The sequence below is a fragment of the Cucumibacter marinus DSM 18995 genome (assembly GCF_000429865.1).
Taxonomy (GTDB): Bacteria; Pseudomonadota; Alphaproteobacteria; order Rhizobiales; family Devosiaceae; genus Cucumibacter; species Cucumibacter marinus.
Map to the genome: position 1 here is coordinate 1,079 of NZ_KE386980.1, position 21,867 is coordinate 22,945.

At 63.6% G+C, this 21,867-nt stretch carries 18 protein-coding genes; 3 read left to right on the forward strand and 15 right to left on the reverse strand.

The genetic code is table 11. The features are described 5' to 3' along the window. Both G489_RS0117535 and G489_RS0117540 read left to right on the forward strand, forming a co-directional pair. Positions 1-546 (forward strand): fumarylacetoacetate hydrolase family protein (locus G489_RS0117535; protein ID WP_029042606.1); only part of this gene is annotated, 546 nt, incomplete at its 5' end. Positions 547-557: 11 nt separating this feature from the next. Further along, entirely contained in the window at positions 558-1,412 is an 855-nt protein-coding gene (locus G489_RS0117540) for an amidohydrolase family protein (RefSeq protein ID WP_029042607.1), read from the forward strand. A gap of 12 nt (positions 1,413-1,424) precedes the next feature. Here G489_RS0117540 and G489_RS0117545 read toward each other — a convergent pair whose 3' ends face one another. The 15 genes from G489_RS0117545 to G489_RS0117620 form a co-directional block, all read right to left on the reverse strand. Beyond that, on the reverse strand, positions 1,425-3,332 hold the full coding sequence (locus G489_RS0117545) for an ABC transporter ATP-binding protein (protein WP_029042608.1): 1,908 nt from the start codon (positions 3,330-3,332) through the stop codon (positions 1,425-1,427). Then, positions 3,332-5,191, reverse strand: a complete 1,860-nt coding sequence (locus G489_RS0117550; RefSeq protein ID WP_029042609.1) for an ABC transporter ATP-binding protein — start codon at positions 5,189-5,191, stop codon at positions 3,332-3,334. The genes G489_RS0117545 and G489_RS0117550 overlap by 1 nt, the downstream gene beginning before the upstream one ends. 315 nt (positions 5,192-5,506) lie before the next feature. Continuing rightward, on the reverse strand, positions 5,507-5,680 hold the full coding sequence (locus G489_RS22535; protein WP_155889440.1) for a hypothetical protein: 174 nt from the start codon (positions 5,678-5,680) through the stop codon (positions 5,507-5,509). A gap of 174 nt (positions 5,681-5,854) precedes the next feature. Beyond that, complete coding sequence (locus G489_RS21350; protein ID WP_051332799.1) at positions 5,855-7,672, reverse strand: glycosyltransferase; 1,818 nt, start codon at positions 7,670-7,672, stop codon at positions 5,855-5,857. 3 nt (positions 7,673-7,675) lie between these two features. After that, the gene (locus G489_RS0117565; RefSeq protein ID WP_029042610.1) at positions 7,676-9,298 is read right to left on the reverse strand and encodes a cellulose biosynthesis cyclic di-GMP-binding regulatory protein BcsB; all 1,623 of its coding nucleotides are present in this window, start codon (positions 9,296-9,298) and stop codon (positions 7,676-7,678) included. Next, positions 9,295-10,524, reverse strand: coding sequence for an NAD-dependent epimerase/dehydratase family protein (locus G489_RS0117570; RefSeq protein WP_035873417.1), 1,230 nt, complete (start codon positions 10,522-10,524; stop codon positions 9,295-9,297). Before G489_RS0117570 ends, G489_RS0117565 begins: the two co-directional genes overlap by 4 nt. A 978-nt stretch (positions 10,525-11,502) precedes the next feature. Beyond that, complete coding sequence (locus tag G489_RS0117580; RefSeq protein WP_081691662.1) at positions 11,503-12,375, reverse strand: MurR/RpiR family transcriptional regulator; 873 nt, start codon at positions 12,373-12,375, stop codon at positions 11,503-11,505. A 188-nt stretch (positions 12,376-12,563) separates the two neighbouring features. Continuing rightward, positions 12,564-13,385, reverse strand: a complete 822-nt coding sequence (locus tag G489_RS0117585; protein ID WP_029042613.1) for a bifunctional allantoicase/(S)-ureidoglycine aminohydrolase — start codon at positions 13,383-13,385, stop codon at positions 12,564-12,566. A 104-nt stretch (positions 13,386-13,489) separates the two neighbouring features. After that, complete coding sequence (locus G489_RS0117590) at positions 13,490-14,491, reverse strand: Gfo/Idh/MocA family protein (RefSeq protein WP_029042614.1); 1,002 nt, start codon at positions 14,489-14,491, stop codon at positions 13,490-13,492. 3 nt (positions 14,492-14,494) lie between these two features. Continuing rightward, the gene (locus G489_RS0117595) at positions 14,495-16,009 is read right to left on the reverse strand and encodes an aldehyde dehydrogenase (NADP(+)) (RefSeq protein ID WP_029042615.1); all 1,515 of its coding nucleotides are present in this window, start codon (positions 16,007-16,009) and stop codon (positions 14,495-14,497) included. Between the two features lie 12 nt (positions 16,010-16,021). Further along, a complete protein-coding gene (locus G489_RS0117600) occupies positions 16,022-17,155 on the reverse strand; it encodes a fumarylacetoacetate hydrolase family protein (RefSeq protein WP_407059838.1) in 1,134 nt (377 codons plus the stop codon). Further along, entirely contained in the window at positions 17,148-18,008 is an 861-nt protein-coding gene (locus G489_RS0117605; RefSeq protein WP_029042617.1) for an amidohydrolase family protein, read from the reverse strand. The genes G489_RS0117600 and G489_RS0117605 overlap by 8 nt, the downstream gene beginning before the upstream one ends. After that, positions 18,001-18,444 (reverse strand): RbsD/FucU family protein, encoded by a 444-nt coding sequence (locus G489_RS0117610; RefSeq protein WP_029042618.1) that lies wholly within the window; start codon positions 18,442-18,444, stop codon positions 18,001-18,003. The genes G489_RS0117605 and G489_RS0117610 overlap by 8 nt, the downstream gene beginning before the upstream one ends. Beyond that, the gene (locus G489_RS0117615) at positions 18,444-19,421 is read right to left on the reverse strand and encodes an aldo/keto reductase (RefSeq protein WP_155889445.1); all 978 of its coding nucleotides are present in this window, start codon (positions 19,419-19,421) and stop codon (positions 18,444-18,446) included. The genes G489_RS0117610 and G489_RS0117615 overlap by 1 nt, the downstream gene beginning before the upstream one ends. Before the next feature lie 59 nt (positions 19,422-19,480). Next, positions 19,481-20,227, reverse strand: coding sequence for a GntR family transcriptional regulator (locus G489_RS0117620; protein WP_245578969.1), 747 nt, complete (start codon positions 20,225-20,227; stop codon positions 19,481-19,483). Positions 20,228-20,340: 113 nt separating this feature from the next. Here G489_RS0117620 and G489_RS0117625 point away from each other — a divergent pair, with 113 nt between their 5' ends. Beyond that, positions 20,341-21,867, forward strand: coding sequence for a UxaA family hydrolase (locus tag G489_RS0117625; RefSeq protein WP_029042621.1), 1,527 nt, complete (start codon positions 20,341-20,343; stop codon positions 21,865-21,867).

A 21,867-nucleotide genomic window follows, 5' to 3' on the forward strand; every position in this document is an offset into this window, starting at 1 on the left:
TCCGCGATCTGCGGGCCGAACGATCCGGTCTATATCCCCAAGGGGTCGCAAAAGACCGACTGGGAGGTCGAGCTTGCGGTGATCATCGGGGAGCGCGCCAAATATATCACCGAAGACGAGGCGATGGACTATGTCGCCGGCTATTGCGTGACCAATGATGTGTCGGAACGCGCTTTCCAGATCGAGCGGGCCGGGCAGTGGACCAAGGGCAAGTCGGCGGATCACTTCGGGCCGATCGGGCCCTGGCTGGTGACCAAGGACGAGATCGCCGATCCGCAGGACCTCAAGATGTGGCTGACAGTGAATGGCGAGACCCGGCAGGACGGCTCGACCAAAACCATGGTCTACGGCGTCAAACACCTCGTCTCCTATCTCAGCCGGTTCATGGCGCTCGAGCCGGGCGACGTGATCTCGACCGGCACCCCGCCCGGCGTCGGCATGGGCATGACCCCGCCGACCTATCTCAAGCCCGGCGACACAATCGAACTGGGCATCGAGGGCCTCGGCACCCAGAAACAGACCGTCGAAAACGATCCGGATCAATGAGGAGAACGCAGATGACTGACCTTCTCGATACCCATCAGCACCTGATCTACCGCGACAAACTCGGTTATGAGTGGACCGAAGGCATTCCAGACCTGGCGGAAGGCGATTTCACCACGGCGGACTATCAGGCCGCGGCCGCCAGCAGCCCCGTCATCGGAACCCTGTTCATGGAAACGGCGGTCGATGAGGCGGACTACAAACGCGAAGCAAGGATGATGACCGAGCTGGCCCGCGATCCGAAAAACGGCATCCGGGGTGTCATTGCCTCGTGCCGCCCGGAAGTCGATGAGGGTTTCGATGCCTGGCTCGATGAATGCGGTCAGATGCGGGTCAAGGCCTTTCGCCGGGTCCTGCATGTTGTCGAGGACGAGCGGTCCCGGTCAGCGACTTTCCGCAAAAACCTCAGAAAGATCGGTGCGCGGGGCCTCGCCTTCGACATGTGCTTCCTTGCACGACAACTGCCCATCGCCGCCGAGTTGGCCCGCGCCTGCGATGAACAATGGCTGGTGCTCAATCATTGTGGGGTCCCCGACATCGCCGGGAATGATTTCGACACCTGGAAAGGCGATATCGATACCCTTGCCGGCCTGCCGCATGTGGCCTGCAAGCTTTCCGGCATTCTCGCCTATTGCGCGCCGGGCACCGCGACCCTCAAGACCATCCGGCCCTATGTCGATCACGTTCTCGAGGCTTTCGGGCCGGACAGGATTGTGTGGGGCAGCGATTGGCCGGTCATCAATCTGGCCACCGGGCTCGAGAACTGGCTCGAGGTCACAGCCGAGATCCTTTCGGCCCTGCCGGCGGATGATGCCGATGCCATTGGCCACCGCACCGCGGCCCGCATCTATCAGGTTGAACTGGGCTGATCCGTTTGGGGCCTATGACCGGGATCCCGCGCCATCCGACTGGCTGGTGGCGAAGTGGCCTTCGGGAATGTCGTCGAAGGACGAGAAGTTGAGCGTGTAGAGCGAGGCGTAAAGCCCTTCGGCCCGCATCAGCTCCTCGTGATTGCCGCTTTCGATCAACTCGCCTTCGCGCAGCACCATGATCCGGTCGGCGCCGCGAATGGTCGCCAACCGGTGGGCGATCACCAGCCCCGTCCGGCCTTCGAGCACGGTCGCGAGCGCCTTCTGGATCTGGCGCTCGGTATAGCTGTCGATGCTCGCGGTCGCCTCGTCGAGCACCAGGATTTTCGCATCCGCCACCAGGGCCCGGGCAAAGCTGAGCAATTGCCGCTGCCCGAGCGAAAGTGACCCCCCGCGTTCGCCAAGTTCCGTGTCATAGCCCTGGGGCAGTGCCATGATGAAATCATGCGCCCCCACGGCCCGCGCCGCTTCCTCGATGGCGTCGTCGGTGGCGTCGGCCTTGTTGTAGCGGATGTTCTCGCGCACGGTGCCCGTGAACAGGAACGGCTCCTGCAGCACCATGGCAATCTCTTCGCCAAGCGATTGCTGGGTCAGATCGCGCACATCATGTCCACCCACCAGCACCGCCCCGTCCTGCACATCGTAGAACCGGTGGACGAGCGCCATGGCCGATGACTTGCCGGAGCCGGTCGGCCCGACAACCGCAACCGTCTCGCCCGGCCTCACTGTAAAGCTGACATTCTTGAGTACCGGGTGTTTCGGATCATAGCCAAAGGTGACATTGCGGAACTCGACGCTGCCATCCATATCGGCGGGCAGGGTCAGGGCGTCGGGCTTGTCCTTGACCGCGACCTCGACATCGAGCACCGCGATCAGCCGCTGCCCCGACGCCATGGCCCGCTGCATCACCGAATACTGCATGGTCAGCGAGCGGATCGGGTCGAAAAAGCGCTGGATATAGAACAGGAACGCGACCATCACCCCGACATCGAGCCCGCCGCCCAGCACCATCGACCCGCCAACCACCACGACGATGGCCATGGCAATGCCGGTCAGCGTATCGACGATCGGCACCATGACCTGCGCGTATTTCGCTGCGGTGAGATGCGCGCGCAGATTGGCCGAGGCCTTGTCGTCGAACAGGGCGAAATTGACGTCCTGCCGGTCCATGCTCTGCACGGCCCGGACACCGTGAATGGCTTCGGCCAGCGCGCCATTGGCCACCGAATTGGATTCATGCGCGGCCATGAAGGCGGCGCGGGCGCGCGGCAGCCAGACGATGCGAACGAGAAACAGCACCGGCAAGACGGCCAGCGTCAACAACCCGAGCCGCACATCGAGATAGAGCATCGCCGCCACGATGCCGAACAACAGTACGACATCCCCGACCGAGATCACCGAGGTCTCCAGGAATTCCTGCATGGAATTGACATCCCCCTGCAGGCGCGACATCAGCCGGCCAACCTCGGTCTTGTCCATGAAGGAGAGCGAAACCCGTTGCAGGTGCGAGAACATGGCTCGGCGAATGTCGAACAAGACATTCTCGGCCACGCGGCCGACCACGGTCTCCTGGACGAGGCTGGCCGCGAAGTTGAACAGGATCGCGATCGCAAAGGCGATCACGGCAAGGGTCAGCGGCCCCTGATCGGCCACCCCGCCGGCCATGCCATTATCGATCGCGTAGCGGATGATCAGCGGGATGACGAGCTGGGTGGCCGTGAACAGCAGCACCGCGGCAACGGCCAGGGCCAGTTTGGCCCGGTATGGCGCGACGAACACCCGGATGCGCCGGATGACCTTGCCATCGAACGCCCGGCCGAACATCTCTTCTTCGATCCGGTGCGAGCCCACCACGGCGCGGGGCGGCCGGCGGCCGTCTTCGCGCACATCATGGCGTTCGGCTTCAAGCTCTTCGGCCATCAGGCAGCGCCTCCGTCATTCTGGTCTTCATCGCGGAACTGCAGGTCGTAGAGCGCCTTGTAGCGCCCGCCGCTCTCGATCAATTCCGTATGGGTGCCGCGCTCGACCACTTCGCCATTTTCAAGGAACAGGATCTCGTCCGCATGCATGAGAGAGGACAGCCGATGCGCGATGATGATCGTCACCCGGTCCTTGGCGAACTCGGTCATGGCACTACGGATGCGCTGCTCGGTTCCCGCATCGATGGCGGCGGTTGAATCGTCGAACACCATCACGGCGGGCTTGAGCATCAGCGTGCGGGCGATTGACATGCGCTGGCGCTGCCCGCCGGAAAGCGAGACGCCTCGCTCGCCCACCACCGTGCCATAGCCCTGCGGCAGGCCAAGCACGTAATTGTGCAGCTGCGCGAACTCGCTGGCCCGTTCGATCCGCGGATTGTGCGCCCAGGGGTCGCCATAGGCGATATTGTTCTCGATCGAGGTCGTGAACAGGAAGCTGTCCTGCTGCACAACCGCCACGGCCCGGCGCAGCGATTGCAGCGACACGTCACGGACGTCCTGCCCGTCGAGCGTGATCCGGCCCCCGGTTACGTCATAGAAGCGCGGGATGAGATGGGCGATCGTCGACTTGCCGCTACCCGGCGGGCCGACAATGCCGATGGTCTGGCCGCGCCGCGCCTCAAAGTTGACATTGCGGATCACGCCGAGCTCGGGATTGGCGGGATAGGCAAACGAAACATCGTCGAACCGCAATGTACCATCGCCGACCGCGAGTTCCTTTGCATCGGGGCCATCCTTCACCGCCGGGTCGATATCCAGGAGGGTGAAGATCCGGGTGCCGCAGGTCGAGGCGCGGGCGAAGGCGTTGACCAGCATGCCGAGCTGGCGCACCGGCATCTGCAGAATGGTCATGAAAGTGAGAAAGGAGGCGAGAGTGCCCACCGTGATCTCGTCCGCCAGCACCTTGCCGCCACCGATCCACAGCACCAGCCCCATCGAGATGAAGAAGGACAGGGTCATCGCGCTCGTGTTGCGCACGCGGATGCCGACCCGGTCATGGGCCAGCGCCAGCGCGGCCCTGGAAGCCTTGTCGAACTTGGTCATCTCGAAGGCCTGGGCCGCGAAAGCGCGCACGACGCGGATACCACCGAGATTTTCTTCCATCACCTTGGTGAGAATGCCGAGCTTTTCCTGCAGGTCGAGCCAGGTCGCGCGCAGGCGCAAATGGGTCAACGGTGAGCGCCAGGCGACGAAAGGCACGAAGCTGAGAGCGGTCAGGCCCAGCACCATGTCGGTCGACAACAGCAGATAGGCGCCGATCCCGATCAGCATGGTCAACAACACCAGCCGCACCAGCCCGGTCGAAAAGAACATCCGCACCCCTTCTAGATCGAGCATGACGACGGTAATCAGATCGCCCGAATGCACCGCATCGTGGAAGGAGAAGCTCAGCCGCTGGATTTTCTCATAGCAGGCGAGGCGCAGTTCATAACCGGTATGGTGCCCCACCGCCTCGGCGAAATAGTTCTGCGTCATGGTGAACAGCCCGCGCCCGATGCTCACCGCCAGCAGGATAAGCGCCGTGGTCAGGAGCGCGGCTTCAGCCACGCCGGCGGCATTGTCGGCGGCCAGAATAGTTTGGGTCTGATCGACGGCCATGCCCAGCAGTTGCGGGATCGAGAGTTGCAGGATCGCGGCCACCACGGTCGAGCCCAAGGCAATGCCGACCTTGAAGGGATGGCGCAGCGCAAGCCGCGTGATCCGCCAGATCGTGCTGGCGCCGGCCCCGAGGCCCGCCGCCTTAACATGGGCGCGCGATCGGGAAAGGGCAGCGGCACTGGCGGCATAATTGGTCGTCACGTCATCGGTCCCGGGATTGAGCGCAACGCAAAATCTGTGCTGCGCGCGGAAATCGTCGGCTGTTCAGAACCACCGGCCTCTTGGTCCCGCATTATACCGGGCAAGCCAGGAGGAAACTGGATGTGAGCGCTGCTCCAAGACAATCGCCGCAAAGGGTGCGTCGGGAGCCAGCCTGCTCAAAAGGTGGGTCGGCGCGCCAGCCGACTCATCGGCTGACCTGCCCATTTTTGCAGGGCCGGGGTGGCGAGGCCAGCCCGGATTGCAGCCAAACTACACAAACAACGGAAGTTTTTCGGGGGAGGGGCGGGAACCGGATCAGAGAATGTGGAGGTCGGGCTCGTCCACAGTCCAGCTCACATGCTTGAGAGCCGCGGTCTCCTCCATTGCCGGCTCCTGCTCGACGATGGCCGCCTTGCCGGAAAGACTGGCATGCAGCGCGGTCGGCGGCACCAGAAACACGACAAGAAACAGCCAGAGCGGTCGGCGCAATCGAGGTCTCCCGATGGTTCCCGGCGCACAATGCGCCAATACCTTCGAGAGAAGCCTAGCGCCCCTGCATCAAGGCCGGGTTTTGGCTTTTGCTAAAATTTTATCGAGAACCAATCCGCGGAATCCGATTCCGGCTGAGCGGTTGCAAACGCGATGAAGCAGGGGGGTGCCGGTTCAGCCGTCCTGTTTGACGCTGAACCGGTCCAAATCGGAAGCGGCGTCGCGCCGGTCCGCCTTGTCATGGGCGATCGAAAGCAGGGACTCGAGCGTCAGATAGGACCTGAGTTGGCGGAACACGATGTATTCGGGTATCCCGATCAGCGCCCATGCGCGGCCATTGGCGAGGGCGGCAAAGGCGGCCATGATTGCCGGCGCGCCAAGGATGACCGCCAGCACGGCCTGAACCGTCAATGTCCCGGGCTCCCCGTTCAGCAGCGCTAGATTGATCGCGCCGAATATCACCAGCGGCACCGTCATGGCGCGGCGGCCCGAATTGAGCAGCATGAAGGGCAGGATGATCTTGCCGCGCGCCGACACCATGGGGCCGTCCAGATAATCGCGGTTGCGCGCACACACGTGGTAGATCGAGCGGAACCAGCGCATGCGTTGCTCGCGCAGATGCCGCAGGGTTTTCGGCACCTCCGAAACATAAACGGCCGAAGGATCCCCGACGATCCTGTAACCGGCTTCACCGATCCGAAGCGAAGCATCGGTATCTTCGCCATTCATCCCGGACACGAAGCCGCCGACCGCACGGACGGCCCGGGTTCTATACGCCGCGAACATGCCCGGCACTCCGACAATCCCGTCAACCGCGCCATAGGCCACCTGGTAGTAGCCATGCTTGAGCAGGGTTTCGAGATTGCGCGCCCTGTCGAACAGGCCGCCGCCGGGAGCCAGCGGCAAGCCGCCAACCACGCCCACATGGGGGTCGGCGAAATGCTGCATGGCCCGCCGGATCGAATGTTTGCCGATCTGGGTGTCGGCATCGATGCGGATCACGAAATCCGTGTCGGTTTCGACGATTCCCCGGTTGAGGGCATGCGCCTTGCCGGGCTCGGGAACATCGATCACCCGGCCCGCGAGGGCGGGATATCGCGCCAGTTCGGTCGCCGCCGTTTCTCCGGTGCCATCGGTCGAACAATTGTTGAGAATGAGAACCTTCACTTCGCCGCGATAGGCCTGAGCCGCTTCGGCGATGGCGGCCATCGTGCGCGGCAGCACATGGGATTCATTGTGCGCCGGCACGATGACGGTGACAGGATCGATACCGCCGCGTCCGCGCCGCCAGATCAGTTGCGCGGTGCCAAGAACATAGAGGATCAGGAACAGCGCCGGCAGGAAAAGGAACACCCCGGGACCCGTTCCGCCCAGCAGGGCGATCTGGCGCAGGTCGCGCACAACCAGCATATCGAGGCTGTCGATCCACAGCGAAACGCCCATGGCCAAAAGCGTGGCCACCGCGATCCGAGCGGTCGATGAGAGTTTGTATCGGTTGCCCAGTGGTGTTGCGGCCCGTCGGGGCATCGATCCGTGATCGAGCAGCTTGGTCGAGAAGATGAAGAAGCCGAACAGACCCGACAGGATCTCGACGATGTGCAACGAATAGACAAAGCCGAACCAGCGGTCCGCGGCAACATTGATGAGGTCAAAGAAGCCGCAGACCAGGACGTAATAGATCACCAGTTCCAGCAACAGCCGGAGGCGGGCGAGGGGCGTAGCGCCCACGATCGCGCAGAATGCGGCGTAAAAGGCCAGAATGAACAGCCGCAACGGGATCGAATGCGTGCCCAGATACGGCGAAAACACGATATCGCGCGCCGGAAACACGGCCGCCAGCACCTCGATCCGGGTTATGGCGAGCAGCAGCCCGGAACTGAAAACGGTGAACAGGCCCAGAACGGCCGGCGCCGCCCATAACGGCAGCGGCTGGGTCAGCTGCTTCGGCGCGCTGTCGACAGACCAGTAATCGTGTTCAGCCGTCACGGACATGGCTTATTGCGAGACCTCGATCACCACTGCTCCCGGCAACACGTCCGCAAGCATGGGGTCATCGGCCTCAACCAGGGACAGCCGGTCCGCCGCCTGCGTGGTGCCGTTGGAGACGATGTATCGCCCTTGTGGCGCTTGAGGCGCGCCGGTGGAAACCTTCAAACGGACCGGGGCGGCCTCTGCCGCATCTGAAAAGACCACGGGCGCGTCTTGCGGCACAACCTGCGCCAGCATGGCCGAAACCTGCACGGCTCGTGCCGGCGTCAGGGCTGCATCCAGCACTAGACCGATGGCATCGGCGTTGCCGAGGTCACGGATCAGTGCACTCCAGCCATCGGCGGGGAGCTGCGGGCCGGCGAGCGTCGAACCCGGCAGAAGCTGCGCCTGCGCTTGCGGCCCGGCGCGGCAGATCGATTCATTCGGGCTGGTATCGACAAGCTCGATAACGAGCTCATTGTTGAGCCGCTGCAGGTCGGCCGGCAGCGCAATGCTGACATCGATCCACTCGCTCTTTCCGGAAAAGCGCTGGGTGTCGATGAGGTTGTCGTTGAGTGCGACCCGAAGCACCCACTCGAAATCCTCTTCGAGTTCCGACGTCTTCATCCGCAAATCGAGGGCCTGCGGCAGCCCCCCATCGGGCAGGTTGACCAGATCGTAGTCGATGTTCCACTTCCGGCTTCCCCGGAAATCGCGGAGCCCTGTGGCGTCTGTCAGTTGGCCGATCATGACCGGCCAGCGGGCATCCGCGGCCGCCGGCCGGGAGGCGGAGCGCAGCGCCACCAGCCGGTCGACGCCATCGCTTGCCGAAAGACGGACTGTGCCCGTCGTCTCGATCGTTGCGGCCTCGTCCGAGGTGGTTGAAACGGCAATATCTGCCGCATCCGCGCTGAGCGAATAGGTCGCCTCGATCCTCTCGGCGGTCAGCCGTCGCATGGCCCAGATCGCCGCTGCCTGGTCGGCCAGATCGGCACTCAGGCGCAGGGTCACCGGGCGTTGAAGCCGGATCAGGCGTTCGTCCACCGCGTCAAGCGGTGCGTCGGCGTAAAGCATCAGCGCGCTTTGCGGCAACAGCCGGATGGCCGAGCCGGAATTGGCGGCGTCTGCCGGGCAGATCTGCCCCGAATTGGTCGTTCCTTGTCCCGCCAGCGCCAATGACACGGAACCGCCCAGAAGGTCGGATGGTGTCAGTTCGATCTCGGCGTGGTGCCGCTCGCGGCCCGTATTGAGCACGATTTCGCCACGCCGCACGCCGTTGACCGCAATGGTCAGCCGGCCATCACCCTGGTCGGCCAGTTGCGCGTCGAATTCGAGATCGAGCCGTCCGCCCAGATAACTTCCGGCGCCGGGGATGGGAAAGACGAACTCGGCGCTGTCGGGAAAGCCAGCCAGCCCCACCCATTCGGTGCGCGAGAAAGGCGGTACCGTCAGGCCGTAAGGGGAGAGCGGTTCGCGCGGCGCTGAAAGGTCGGTGGGCGGGGTGCTCGACGCGGGTGTATCGGCGGCCGGGCCCGATACGGCGCCGGAGATCAGCGAATAAAGGCCGGAATCGCGTGAATACAGGATCGCGCCGCCGACGATAACGAGACTGAGCCCGCCCACGAGCAGCAGCCGGTAGATGTCTCTCACGACACCGCCCTCCGCCTTTCGCGCGGACCGGGCACGCGCTTGGGAATCCCGGGTCGGTTGCCCGACGTCCAAAGGGCGGTTGCCGGAATCCGGTCGGGATCGTGGCGATCGAGATATTTGTCGGCGGTCTCAAGCGTCTCATCGAGCAGCGCGTCGCGCAGCAGGATCGGGTCGAGCCCGAGCGCCCGGAAGGTGGCGTTCGAAACCGCCAGATCGTTCTCGGCGGCTTCGCGGCGCGGATTGTCGACGAACTCCACTTCGGCGCCGGTCACCTCGGCCACCAGTTGCGCCAGGTCGCGCACGCGATGCACTTCCGCCACCTGGTTGATGATCTTTACCCGTTCGCCACCCTTCGGCGGATTGTCGATGGCGAGCGCCACGCAGTGCACCGTGTCCTGGATATTGATGAAGGCGCGGGTCTGCCCGCCGGTCCCATGCACGGTCAACGGGTGACCGGCAACCGCCTGCATCAGGAACCGGTTGAGCACGGTCCCGTAATCGCCGTCATAATCGAACCGGTTGATGAGGGCCGGGTGCAGCCGGGTCTGCTCGGTCTGAGTGCCCCACACGATCCCCTGGTGGAGGTCAGTGATCTTCAGTCCGTCATTTTGTGCATAGAACTGGAACAGCAGCTGATCGATGGATTTGGTCAGGTGATAGACGCTGCCCGGACGGGTCGGATACAGCACCGACCGGTCGAACTGACGCCCGTCGCGGTCTTTCACCGTGACATCGAGATAGCCTTCGGGAATTTCGAGCCCATCACCGTCATAGCCATAGACCCCCATCGTGCCCAGATGCACCAGATGGGTCTCGAGTTCGAGCGCGGCGAGCGTTGCCAGCAGATTGTGGGTACCGCTGACATTATTATCGACGGTATAGCGCTTGTGATCGGCAGACCGCATGGAATAGGGCGCGGCGCGCTGCTCGGCAAAATGCACGATCACATCGGGCCGAGCCACATCGAGCAACCCCATGAGCCGGTCGGGTTCGCGGGCGATATCGAGCCTTACCATTTTGAGGCGCCGTCCTGATACTTCTTCCCAGGCGGCGATCCGGTCGTCCGGCTCGGCGATCGGGGTCAGGCTCTGAATGCCGAGTTCGGCATCGATGTCACGCCGCGAGAAATTGTCAAGAATGGTGACGTCGTCACCCCTGGCGGAAAGGTGCAGAGCCGTGGGCCAGCCACAGAAGCCGTCTCCACCAAGGATCATGATCTTACGCATTTGCTTTACCGGGTATAAGGCGGCCGCGCAGCACGCAGGCTCGCTTCGGCGCCAACTCATTGCGCCGGTGTGTTCAGGTTTCGGCGTTCCCTCGAACGCCCGTTGATGGTGAGGTTTTGCCGGTTGGTTCACCGGTCGAACGGCTAGGGACTCGCTGGCATGGCTCCATCTCCGGATACGGCGCCGTATCGAGACGGTGCCTGAGCCCTCTGCCGTGAAGGTTCTGTGCGAGCGGAAGCCCGGCGCATCGCGACGCATCGCAACGCGGGCCAGAATCCGCAAGACCGGTCATGTGTGTCGACGTTACGGGTCGAACTCGGGTTCATGGCGTCATTCCTGCCACTCGCGGACGCCTCGCCTGTCCGCCAGTCAGAAGTGCCGGACGGCGATCGGCCGCCTTGCGCACGTCCAGTCAAATTGCGTTCCTCAATTCCGGCGCACGCTTTCCCGCTTGAACGTGTTCCGGTGCGCGTGAGAGGCCTTCACAATTGGTCGGACCCCGGCGCGCGCGGTTAACAGATAATTAAGTTGGAATTGAAAGGCAACACGCAATCGCCGTGTCAATTTCCTTGCCATTGAAGACAGTTAACTCCTAATTCTTAGGCAATTAGCGAAAAAGCAGCCTATTTTCTTGCTGTAGGCAGAAAATTATTCTAATGCGCCGCAGCAGAATTCACATGCGCTGTGTCCGTTTCTTGAACCGATTTGTTAAGTAACACGACAGCTGGCCGTACTCGCTTTCTGCGCGGAGTATGGTTCGTCCAGGTGCCGGCACCTTGCGTGCCGCATCCTTGAACGCGCCGATATTGCGTGGGCCAGGGCCCCAGGGCCGGGATCAAGGGCAAGGGCCAGTTCCACAATTCTGCGGCTGATCGATCTGTTGTGCACAACCGCGGCCTCCGCGACCGCCAGCGCTTTTTGGACCGTCGCATGGTGCAAATCCCGGTGACCACCGGCGTTCTCTTTGGCGGATAGGGGCTATCGGATGGATTTGGGCAGGATGGCGTTGACCATGCGCTCTTCGGTGCGCTGCGTGTTTTCTGCATTGCGGGCGGCGATGGCGCTATAGAGCGCGTCGACAAGCGTCAATTGGGCCACCTGCGCGGCCATCGGTTCGCTGCCCGGCTCATGTGAAACGCTGATCAAGACGGTGTCCGCGAGCTTCGCCAGCGGCGAGCGCTGATTGCCCGTAATGCAAAGGGTCGCCGCTCCCTGCCGCCGCGCTTCTTCGAGCAGCAGAATCGGGTCGCTGGTGATCCCTGAATAGGAGATGGCGACCACCAGGTCGCCTGGCTCCAGCAGTGAGGCGTGCATCAACTGGAGTTGGTTGTCGATCGGTGCGTCGCACCGCATGCCCAGGCGATAGCAACGCTGATAGAGCGCCTGCGCGACGATCCCCGAGCCGCCAATGCCGCCCACAAGAATGTGCTTGGCCGAGGTCAGCATATCGATGGCGCTGGTAAAGCCGGCTTCATCGAGCGCCGCAGCCGTGTCGTTCAGCGCTTCATAATGGCCGCGAAAGACCCGCCGCGCCCGCTCGATATCGCCATCCGGGGCGCCATCCGCCGCTGTGGCCGCAGCACCTGCTTCCGGGTCGGCGGCCAGCGCCAGTTTCAGGTCCGTAAAGCCGTTAAAGCCGGCTGTCCGGCACATGCGCAGCACCGTGGTATCGCTGACATTGTTGGTCCGGGCAATGGCGGACATCGACTGCCTGAGCACGTCAGGCACATTCTCCAGCACCCAAAGTGCAACCCGCTTCTCTGAATCGGAAAGCGAGGGCAGGCGTCCCCGCAACTGCCGTGTGGCGCTACGAAAGCCGCCGGCCGCTGTGCGTTGTCCGCTTTCGTTCATCCAGCTTTTCCCGTTCGACCTGGGAAACCCGATATCACAGAGACGATGTGGTGTCACTGTGAGCGTGACGGTTGAGTTGTGGAGTTACTGCATCTGGCGTTCAACGAGCATGTTCCTCAGGGAGGCAACCATGAAGCTTGGTGGATTGATCACGGCCGGCATTGCCGCCTTGCGGGCTTGATCGGCAATTAGCCCAGCGTCAGTTTGGGGTGCCGGTTGACGTCCTTGTAAAGCAGATATCGGAACTGGCCCGGCCCGCCCGCATAGCAGGCCTGGGGGCAAAACGCCCTGAGCCACATGAAGTCGCCGGCCTCGACCTCCACCCAGTCCTGGTTGAGGTGATAAACCGCCTTGCCGGTCAGAACGAACAGCCCGTGTTCCATCACATGGGTTTCGGCGAAAGGGATCGTGCCGCCTGGCTCGAGCGTTACGATGTTCACATGCATGTCGTGGCGCATGTCACCCGGCTCGACAAACCGCGTGGTCGCCCAGCGGCCCTCGGTGTCGGGCATGGCAATCGGGGCAATGTCTTGCTCGCGGGTCACGAAGGCCTCGGGCAGATCGATTCCTTCGACCGCCTCATAGCGTTTGCGAATCCAGTGGAACAGCGCCGGCGTATCGGCCTCGTTTTCGAGCGTCCACTTCATCCCGGGCGGCAGATAGGCATAGCCGCCGGGTTCGAGATTGTGCGTGGCTTCGCCAAGCCTCAGCGACACGGCGCCTTTGACAACGAACAACACGCCTTCGGCGCCTTCGTCCGGTTCGGGATAGGCGCTGCCGCCCCCTGGGGCGACTTCCATCAGATACTGGCTGAAGGTCTCGGCAAAGCCGGTCATCGGGCGGGCAATGATCCACGCGCGGGTGTCGTGCCAGTGCGGCAGGTTGCTGGTCACGATATCGCGCAGCACACCCTTGGGAATCACGGCATAGGCGGTGGTGAAATGCGCCCGGTCCGTCAGCAGCCGGGTCTGAGGCGGCAGCCCGCCGAAATCGCTCGCATATTCGCTCAAACCTGTCCCCTTTCAGCCGCATGGTGAGGCGTGGGCAAGGGCCGCAACGCCTTGTTTTTGCACCATAGGCCGAGAAAGGGCGCCGCCGCCAGTGGTGAGGACGCTCAGCCGCGCCCGGCCCCTGCTTCCTGCGGATAGACAAGGCCGATGCGAGCCCGCACATCATCCATCAGCGCCATGATCGCCACCGATTCCTCGGGCGGCATGATCGGGGAGGCGATCTCGCCGAGTTCGATCAGCGATTCCATTTCGAGCGCCTGGAATTGCCGGCCCCGGCCTTCAACCGGATACTCCCGGGTTTCGATGAATTCACCCTGGCGGTCATAAAGGTGCAGCCGTGAGGGTGCGTACCAGACACCGTCCATTTCCATCCGGCCTTCCGACCCGGTGATGGTGGCGCGGTTGGCGCCCTTGATGTCGCTGGCGCTGGTATGGGTGGCGACCGCATCGCCGGCATGCCGGGTGACGATTGTCACTTCCTTGTCGACCCCTGTCGGTCCCATCCTGGCCGAAGCCTGCATCGCGACCGGCTGGCCGAGCAGATACCAGGACAGCGAAATCGGATAGACGCCAAGGTCAAGCAGCGCCCCGCCGCCTAGCTCCGGTGCGTTGAGCCGGTGCGCCGGATCTTCCGGTAAGGCCTGCACGTGTTCTGCATGGAACCGCCGTACTGTGCCAAGCCCGCCCTGGGCAATCAGTTCGCGGGCCGCCCGCATATGCGGCAGAAACCGAGACCACATCGCCTCCATGATGAGGAGGTTTTTCTCCCGTGCGAGGTCAACGATTTCCCGCGCTTCACCCGCATTCAGTGTGAAGGCCTTTTCGACCAGCACATGCTTGCCGGCTTCAAGCGCAAGCCTGGCATTGTCCGCATGCATGGGGTGCGGGGTTGCCACGTAGACGATATCGACATCCGGGTCGGCCACCAGCGCCTCGTATGCGCCATGCGCCTTTGGCACACCGAACTCGCGGGCGAACGCCTTGGCATTTCCTACGTTGCGAGACCCGACCGCCGCGATCCGGCAACCGGCAAGCTTCAGATCGCCGGCAACGGAGTGGGCAATCCCGCCCGTTGCCAGAATGCCCCAGCCGAGTGCGCCTGCCATCGTCTACTCCATTTCCATGAGGTCTGGGTCGAGCAGCGCTGTCGGCATGTTCTGGTAGCTGACCGGGCGCAGGAAGCGGCGGATGGCCATGGTGCCGACGGAGGTGGCGCCAAAGTTGGTCGAGGCGGGGTAGGGGCCGCCATGCACCATCGCGTCACACACTTCGACGCCGGTGGGGAAACCGTTCGCCAGCAGCCGCCCGGCCTTGCGCTCGATGACCGGCATCAGCGTGCGGGCGAGATCGGTGTCGCCATCATCCATATGCAGGCTGCAGGTGAGCTGGCCTTCGAGCGAGTGTGCAATGGCCAGCATCTCGTCGGCATCCGCAGCTTTGACGATCAGGCCGAGCGGCCCGAACACCTCTTCACCCAGAGCCGCATTGGCAAGCCAGTCCTTGCCACTGACCTCGAACAGATAGGGCGTGGCCTCCCGCGCCTGGCAGGAGGTGGTGAGCAGCGAGCGCACACCGGCGCTGCCTTCGACCCGGCGGATGCCGGACTGATAGGCCTCGGCGATACCGCCGGTCAGCATGGTCTGCGCCCCGACTTCGCCCAGCGCCTCGGTGGCGGCGCTGGCAAAGGCATCCGCCTCGGCACCCTCGATGATCACGGCAATGCCGGGATTGGTGCAGAACTGGCCTGCGCCCATGGTCAGCGACGCCGCCCAGCCCTTGCCGATCTCGGCGCCGCGCGCGGCAACGGCCTCGGGCAGAAGGAACATCGGATTGACCGAACCCAACTCGCCGAAAAAGGGGATCGGTTCGGGCCGGCTTGCACACAGATCGAACAGCGCCCGCCCGCCGCCCAGGCTGCCGGTGAACCCGACGGCCCTGATCAGCTTGTGCTGGACCAATGCCTGGCCCGCGGCCCGGTTGCCGCCCTGCACCAGCGAGAAGACGCCGGGATGCAGATCATGGGTCCTGATCGCCGCATCGATGGCCTGCGCCACCAGTTCCCCGGTGCCCGGATGGGCGGAATGGCCTTTCACGACCACGGGGCAGCCCGCGGCCAGGGCCGAGGCGGTATCCCCGCCCGCGACCGAAAACGCCAGCGGGAAGTTCGAGGCGCCGAACACCGCGACCGGACCGATCGGGCGCTGCATCAGCCGGATATCGGGGCGCGGCAGCGGCTGACGGTCGGGGAGGGCCTCGTCATGCCGGCGGTCGAGATAGTCGCCTTTCTCGATATGCCGGGCAAAAAGGCGAAGCTGACCGGTGGTGCGGCCGCGCTCCCCTTCGAGCCGCGCGGCGGGCAAACCGGTCTCGGCGCTGCCGATCTCGGTAATCTCGGCCCCGCGCGCTTCGATCTCGTCGGCAATGCTGTCAAGGAACGCCGCGCGCTCGGCCCGGCTCGAATAGCCGAACGTCCAGAACGCCTCTTCGGCGGCCTTCGCTGCCGCGTCCACCAGTTCGGGCGTGGCGGCCGCGAAGGTGTTCGGTTCCCCGCTGGCCGGTTCGGAGGCGAAGGTTTCGGACGAGCCGGTCCATTCACCGGCGATCAGATGTTTGCCTTTGAGCATGGTCGAGCTCCTTCAGATCAGGTCGCGGCTGGCGAGATTGCGCATCAGCGCCGTGGCACCAAAGCTCCACGGCGCGCACTCGGTGCTCAGCCGCACGGTGTTGGTGAGTGCGCCCATGCCGGGCGCGGAAATCGTGACTTTGTCACCCCGTTTGTGCGTAAACCCTTCGCCGGGCACATCCCGGTCCTGGGTCGGGGCGAACAGCGTGCCGAGAAACAGCATCAACCCGTCGGGATATTGATGGTGGCGGCCAATGGTCTGGCGCACAAGGTCTTCCGGGTCGCGGCTGATCTGGCTCATCGAGGACCGTCCGTCCAGCACGAACCCGTCTTCGCCTTCGACCCTGAGATGCAGTTCCGCCTGTCGCACATCGTCGAGCGAATAGCTGGCGTCGAACAGCCGGATCATAGGCCCGATCGCGCAGGAGGCGTTGTTGTCCTTGGCCTTGGAGAGCAGCAGCGCCGAGCGTCCCTCGACATCGCGCAGATTGACGTCATTGCCCAGCGTTGCGCCCACGATTTCACCTTGCGAGGTCACGGCCAGCACCACTTCGGGTTCGGGATTGTTCCAGGTCGAGACCGGGTGCAGCCCGATCTCCGCGCCCCAGCCCACCGAGGACAGGACCTGGGCTTTCGAGAACACTTCCGCGTCAGGGCCGATGCCGACTTCGAGATACTGGCTCCATAGCCCCTCTGCGATCAGCGCGGCCTTGACCTCTGCCGCGGCCTCCGACCCCGGCACGATGTCGCGCAGGCTCGCACCGATTGCGGTCCCGATCCGCTGGCGGATCGCATCGGCTTCGGCCGCAGAACCCGCTGCCCGTTCCTCGATGACGCGTTCGACCATCGAGCCGGCAAAGGTCACCCCGCAGGCCTTGATCGCCTGGAAATCGCACGGCGCCAGCCAGTGCGGGGCGCTGCCATTGAGCGTGTTGGCGTTGATCTCTTCGAGCGAGCCGAGGTCTTCTCCTTCTCGCTGCGCGAGATAGGCGAGCCGGTCTTCACGCTCCAGCAAATCGCGCATGGTCGGCGCATCGCGGCTGGTGATGTCGATCACCCGCCCGTCGCGCAACGCCACGAGGCTTGGCCCGATCCCGGGCCGCTCGACGCGGCCGACATAGGTTCCATCCGGTGCCAGATCAGTCATGCCGGCCTCCATTCTCGAGTTTGTAGACGCGGCGCGCATTGCCGCCCAGCACCGCCGCGCGTTCTGCTGCGTGAAGGCCTGCAATCAGCACGTCGGTTGCCGTCACCCAGTCCTCATAAGCTGCCGCGAGCGTCATGACCGGCCAGTCGCTGCCCCATATCACCCGCTCAGGCCCGAAAACCGAAAGAATATGCGCCACATAGGGCGCGAGCTGTTCGACATTCCAGTCCTCGCCCGCCTCGGTGACGAACCCCGAGAGCTTGCAGTGGCAATTCTCATGTGCGGCCAGCCGCACCATGTCCGTGGCCCAGACATCGAGGCGTCCGGTCGCGATTTCGGGCTTTGCGCCGTGGTCGATCACCACCGTCATCTGAGGGTGGCGTTTGATCAGCGTGTCGAGATGGGTGAGGTGGCGGGGGAGGACCAGCGCATCAAACACCAGCCCGAGTTCGGCGATCGCCTCGAACACCGGCGCGAAAGCGGGGTTGAGCATCCAGTCTTCGGCCGGAATGTCCTGGATCATCGGGCGGACACCCACGAATTTCGGATGCCGGGCGAGGTCGCGGAGGCGCTCGACGGCATCCTCGGCTTCGAAGTCGACCCAGCCCACGACACCGCGCACCATGTCGTTCCCGTCGGCAATACCGAGCAGATAGTCGGTTTCCGCGTCAGTCGGCGCCGCCTGCACCAGCACCGTCCCGGCTATCCCGTGCTGCTTGAGCAGTGGCGCCAGGTCGTCGGGCCCGAAATCGCGGTAGATCGGACCGAATTCCGGCGTCAGCCAGCCATAATCGCCTCGCTCGAGGCGCCAGAAATGCTGGTGAGCGTCGATCCGTTCGGCGGTCTCAGCCATCGGCCACCGGCGAGATCACGCCCTTTTTGACGATCAGATTGCCATAGACCCGGGTTTCGCCGGTCTGGATGACGGCAAAGGCCTGCTTGGCACGCTCGTAAAAGGCGAAGCGCTCGAGCGAAACGATGGGAGCGGGATTGTCTGCAATGCCATCGACAATTTGCTGGAACCCGGCAACAACCGGCGGCAGCGCCTCGGGATCGCCGACAACTTGCATCGAAACCGCGCGGTCCTCGACAAAGCTGTCGAGCGGCATGACGCTCAGAACAGCCTTCGCAACGCGTGGTGCATCGATCCCGTCGAGGCGGATCAATTCGCGCGCCATCGCCTCGCCGGGGAAATTGGCGTCTGCGATCACGATCTCGTCGCCATGTCCCATGGCGCGCAACACGCGTAGCAATTCCGGTGAGAGCAGGGGGTCGATGTTGCGCAGCATCAGGCGTCTCCCGGTGTCGGCGCGTCCTCGCGCAGCAACCCTTGGGATTTCAGATCCGCCCACAGCGCTGCAGGCACCGGCTTGTCCATCAGCGCGATATTGGCCTCGACCTCGCCCGCATTCGCGGCGCCCGGAATCACCGTCTTGACCGCCGAGTGGCCGAGCACGAATTGCAGCGCCGCCTCGATCAGCCTGACCTCATGGGCGGTACACACGGCTTCGATCTGCCGGACACGCGCAAGGATCGGTTCGGGTGCAGGCTCATAATTGTACCGCGCGCCTTCAACGGCGCCCGTCGCCAAAATCCCCGAATTGTAGGGCCCGCCAAGAATGATCCCGACATCGCGCTTTTCGCAAAGCGGCAAGAAGCTGTTGAGCGCCTCCTGTTCCAGAAGCGTGTAGCGCCCGGCCAGCAGGAACCCGTCAAAGTCCCCGAGCCCCAGCAGCTTTTCGCACACTTCCCATTCATTGACCCCGGCACCGATCGCCTTGACCGTGCCCGCTGCCCGCAATTCATCGAGCGCGCGGAATCCGCCGAGATCGAACAATTCCCGAACCCGCTGGTCGCTGGCCTCGCGGCTGCCATGGGTGAAGGCATCGACATCATGCACGAGCAGGATATCGACGCTGTCGACCCCGAGGCGGTGCAGGCTGGCTTCGTGGCTGCGCATCACCCCGTCATAGCTGTAGTCATAAACGATCCGCTTTTGCGGAACGTCGACAAAGCCGGTCTTTGAAACCTCCGCGGGACTGCAGTCTTCCAGAAGGCGCCCGACCTTGGTCGACAGCGTGATCTTCTCCCTGCCGAACCGGGAAATCGCCTTGCCGAACCGCATTTCCGAGAGCCCAAGCCCATATTGCGGGGCAGTATCGAAATACCTGACCCCACCTGCATAGGCGGCGTCGAGCGCAGCCTGCGCATCGGCCTCTTCGATCCGGCGATAGAGATTGCCGAGCGGCGCGCCGCCAAACCCCATACGGGTCAGCGCAACGGCGCCGCGCCCCTTTGATCTCAAGGTGACGGGATCGGATGCCTTCACGCGTTCTCTCCATTTGTGAGTTCGAACTGGTCCAGCTTGGTGATCAGGTGCCGGATATGGACCCGCGCAGCCTCTCCGGCGGCCTTTGGGTCTCCGGCTTCGAGCGCGGCAATAATCGCCCGGTGCTCTTCCAGCGTGTCGCTGGCTCGGCCCGGTGTGGGCAGCAACCGCCGGCGCGCACGCTCGATCAGATGGGTCGCGGATTCCGCCATACTGACAAGGCGGGGGAAGCCCACAAACCCGAGCATCTGCCGGTGCATATCGGCATCGGCCTTGTAGAAGCCGTCGAAATCGCCGTCGTCCGCCAAAAGCTTTTGCAGCGCCAGGCTGCGCTTGAGGGCCCTAAGCTGATCCGGTGTAATGGTCGTGGCCAGCCGTTCGATTGCCGGCACCTCCAGCGCCTCGCGCAGGAAAACGCCTTCGCGGATTTCGTCGCGCGAGAATTTGGAAACGAAGCTGCCGGCTTGCGGCACGATATCCACCAACCCGTCGAAGGAGAGCCGCGCCAGCGCCTCGGAAACCGGTGCGCGCGATACGCCGAGCTGATCGCAAAGGGCCGGCTTCGAGATCGGCGTCCCCGGCAAGAGCCTGAGCCGCAGGATCGCGTCCTTGAGACACAGATAGACCTTGTTGGTCAGCGAACCCTCGAACGTGGAGAGCGGTTCCAGCGGCAGGACGGCCGTTATCTCACCCACAAGCGCCGGGTCGCTTCCAGCGACCCCGTCTTCCGATGCGTCTTTCACCTGGCTCGCCATGCGGTCTTGCCTTGCGGTTCCAATCGCTCTATTCATACTAACATGTTAGTCATTCCAGATAGGGCGTCAAGCCGTATCTCGACGCGTTTCCAAGAGGAATCATGTCAAACGCTTCAAACCGGACCATCCGCCTTCACCCTGACGATACCGTCATCATCGCCCTGGCCGATCTGAAAGAAGGCGAGATCGTCGACGGCCTTGAAGGGCCGCTGATCAAACCCGTCAAATCCGGGCATAAGATCGCCGTCGTGCCCCATGCTGTTGGTGACCGCGTCATTCGTTATGGCCAGATCATCGGCGAGGCGACCGAAGCGATTTCCGTTGGTGATCACATCCATTCGCACAATCTCGGCATGGGCGAACACGACCGCGACTATGCGTTTGCGACGGATCTGCGCCCGGCGGAAGCACCCGCCGAAATTCCGCAGTTCATGGGTTATCGCCGCCCTGACGGGCGCGTGGGCACGCGCAATTATCTCGGCATCCTCACCTCGGTGAATTGTTCGGGCAGCGTTGCCCGTTTCATCGCCGATGCTGCCATCAAATCCGGCCTGCTTGAGCGTTTTCCCGGTATCGACGGCATCGTGCCCATTGTTCACAGCACCGGTTGCGGCATGTCCGGCAAGGATGAGGGTTACGACACCCTGTTCCGCACGCTCGCCGGTTACGCCCGTCACCCCAATTTCGCCGGCATCCTGATGGTCGGCCTCGGCTGCGAGGTCATGCAGATCCCCGACCTGATGGGCCGCGGGCGTCTCAAGGACAGCGATACCTTCCGCTACATGACCATCCAGCAGTCCGGCGGTACCCGCAAGACCATCGATAAGGGCCTTGCCGTGCTCGAGGAGATGGCGGAGATCGCCGCAAAGGCCGAGCGCACGCCGTGCCCGGCCTCCGAAATCATCCTGGGCATGCAGTGCGGCGGGTCGGACGGCTATTCCGGCATCACCGCCAATCCCGCTCTTGGCCGCGCCTCCGACCTGCTGGTCGGTATGGGCGCGACCACCATCCTTTCCGAAACACCCGAGATCTATGGTGCCGAACACCTCCTGACCCGTCGCGCGGTCAATGAGGAAGTCGGTCGCAAGCTCATCGAACGGGTCACCTGGTGGGAGGACTACACCGCCCGCAATGGCGGCGAGATGGACAACAACCCGTCCCCCGGTAACAAGCGCGGCGGGCTGACCACCATTCTCGAAAAATCCCTCGGCGCCGTCGCCAAGGGCGGTTCCGCGCCGCTATCGGGCGTCTACAAGTTCGCCGAACCCATCGATACCCATGGCTTCGTCTATATGGACAGCCCCGGCTACGACCCCTGTTCGGTCACCGGCCAGGTCGCTTCGGGTGCCAATCTCATCGCCTTTACCACGGGTCGTGGCTCGGTGTCGGGCTATCAGCCAACCCCCGGCATCAAGCTTGCGACAAATTCCGACATGTATCAGCGGATGAGCGAGGACATGGACATCAATTGCGGGGACATCGTCACCGATGGTGTCACCCAGGACGACAAGGCCCGCGAGATCGTCGACCTGATCCTGCGCGTGGCCTCGGGCGAACGCACCAAGAGCGAACAGCTCGGCTTTGGCGGCGTCGAGTTCGTGCCCTGGCAGATCGGCGCGGTGATGTAG

What these genes read in the sequence shown, in the direction of transcription:
- G489_RS0117540 (WP_029042607.1), top strand. Translation starts at nt 558, where the DNA reads ATGACTGACCTTCTCGATACCCATCAGCACCTGATCTACCGCGACAAA.
- G489_RS0117545 (WP_029042608.1), bottom strand. Translation starts at nt 3,332, where the DNA reads ATGGCCGAAGAGCTTGAAGCCGAACGCCATGATGTGCGCGAAGACGGC.
- G489_RS21350 (WP_051332799.1), bottom strand. Translation starts at nt 7,672, where the DNA reads ATGTCCGTGACGGCTGAACACGATTACTGGTCTGTCGACAGCGCGCCG.
- G489_RS0117570 (WP_035873417.1), bottom strand. Translation starts at nt 10,524, where the DNA reads ATGCGTAAGATCATGATCCTTGGTGGAGACGGCTTCTGTGGCTGGCCC.
- G489_RS0117580 (WP_081691662.1), bottom strand. Translation starts at nt 12,375, where the DNA reads ATGAACGAAAGCGGACAACGCACAGCGGCCGGCGGCTTTCGTAGCGCC.
- G489_RS0117590 (WP_029042614.1), bottom strand. Translation starts at nt 14,491, where the DNA reads ATGGCAGGCGCACTCGGCTGGGGCATTCTGGCAACGGGCGGGATTGCC.
- G489_RS0117595 (WP_029042615.1), bottom strand. Translation starts at nt 16,009, where the DNA reads ATGCTCAAAGGCAAACATCTGATCGCCGGTGAATGGACCGGCTCGTCC.
- G489_RS0117600 (WP_407059838.1), bottom strand. Translation starts at nt 17,155, where the DNA reads ATGACTGATCTGGCACCGGATGGAACCTATGTCGGCCGCGTCGAGCGG.
- G489_RS0117605 (WP_029042617.1), bottom strand. Translation starts at nt 18,008, where the DNA reads ATGGCTGAGACCGCCGAACGGATCGACGCTCACCAGCATTTCTGGCGC.
- G489_RS0117610 (WP_029042618.1), bottom strand. Translation starts at nt 18,444, where the DNA reads ATGCTGCGCAACATCGACCCCCTGCTCTCACCGGAATTGCTACGCGTG.
- G489_RS0117615 (WP_155889445.1), bottom strand. Translation starts at nt 19,421, where the DNA reads ATGGGGTTTGGCGGCGCGCCGCTCGGCAATCTCTATCGCCGGATCGAA.
- G489_RS0117625 (WP_029042621.1), top strand. Translation starts at nt 20,341, where the DNA reads ATGTCAAACGCTTCAAACCGGACCATCCGCCTTCACCCTGACGATACC.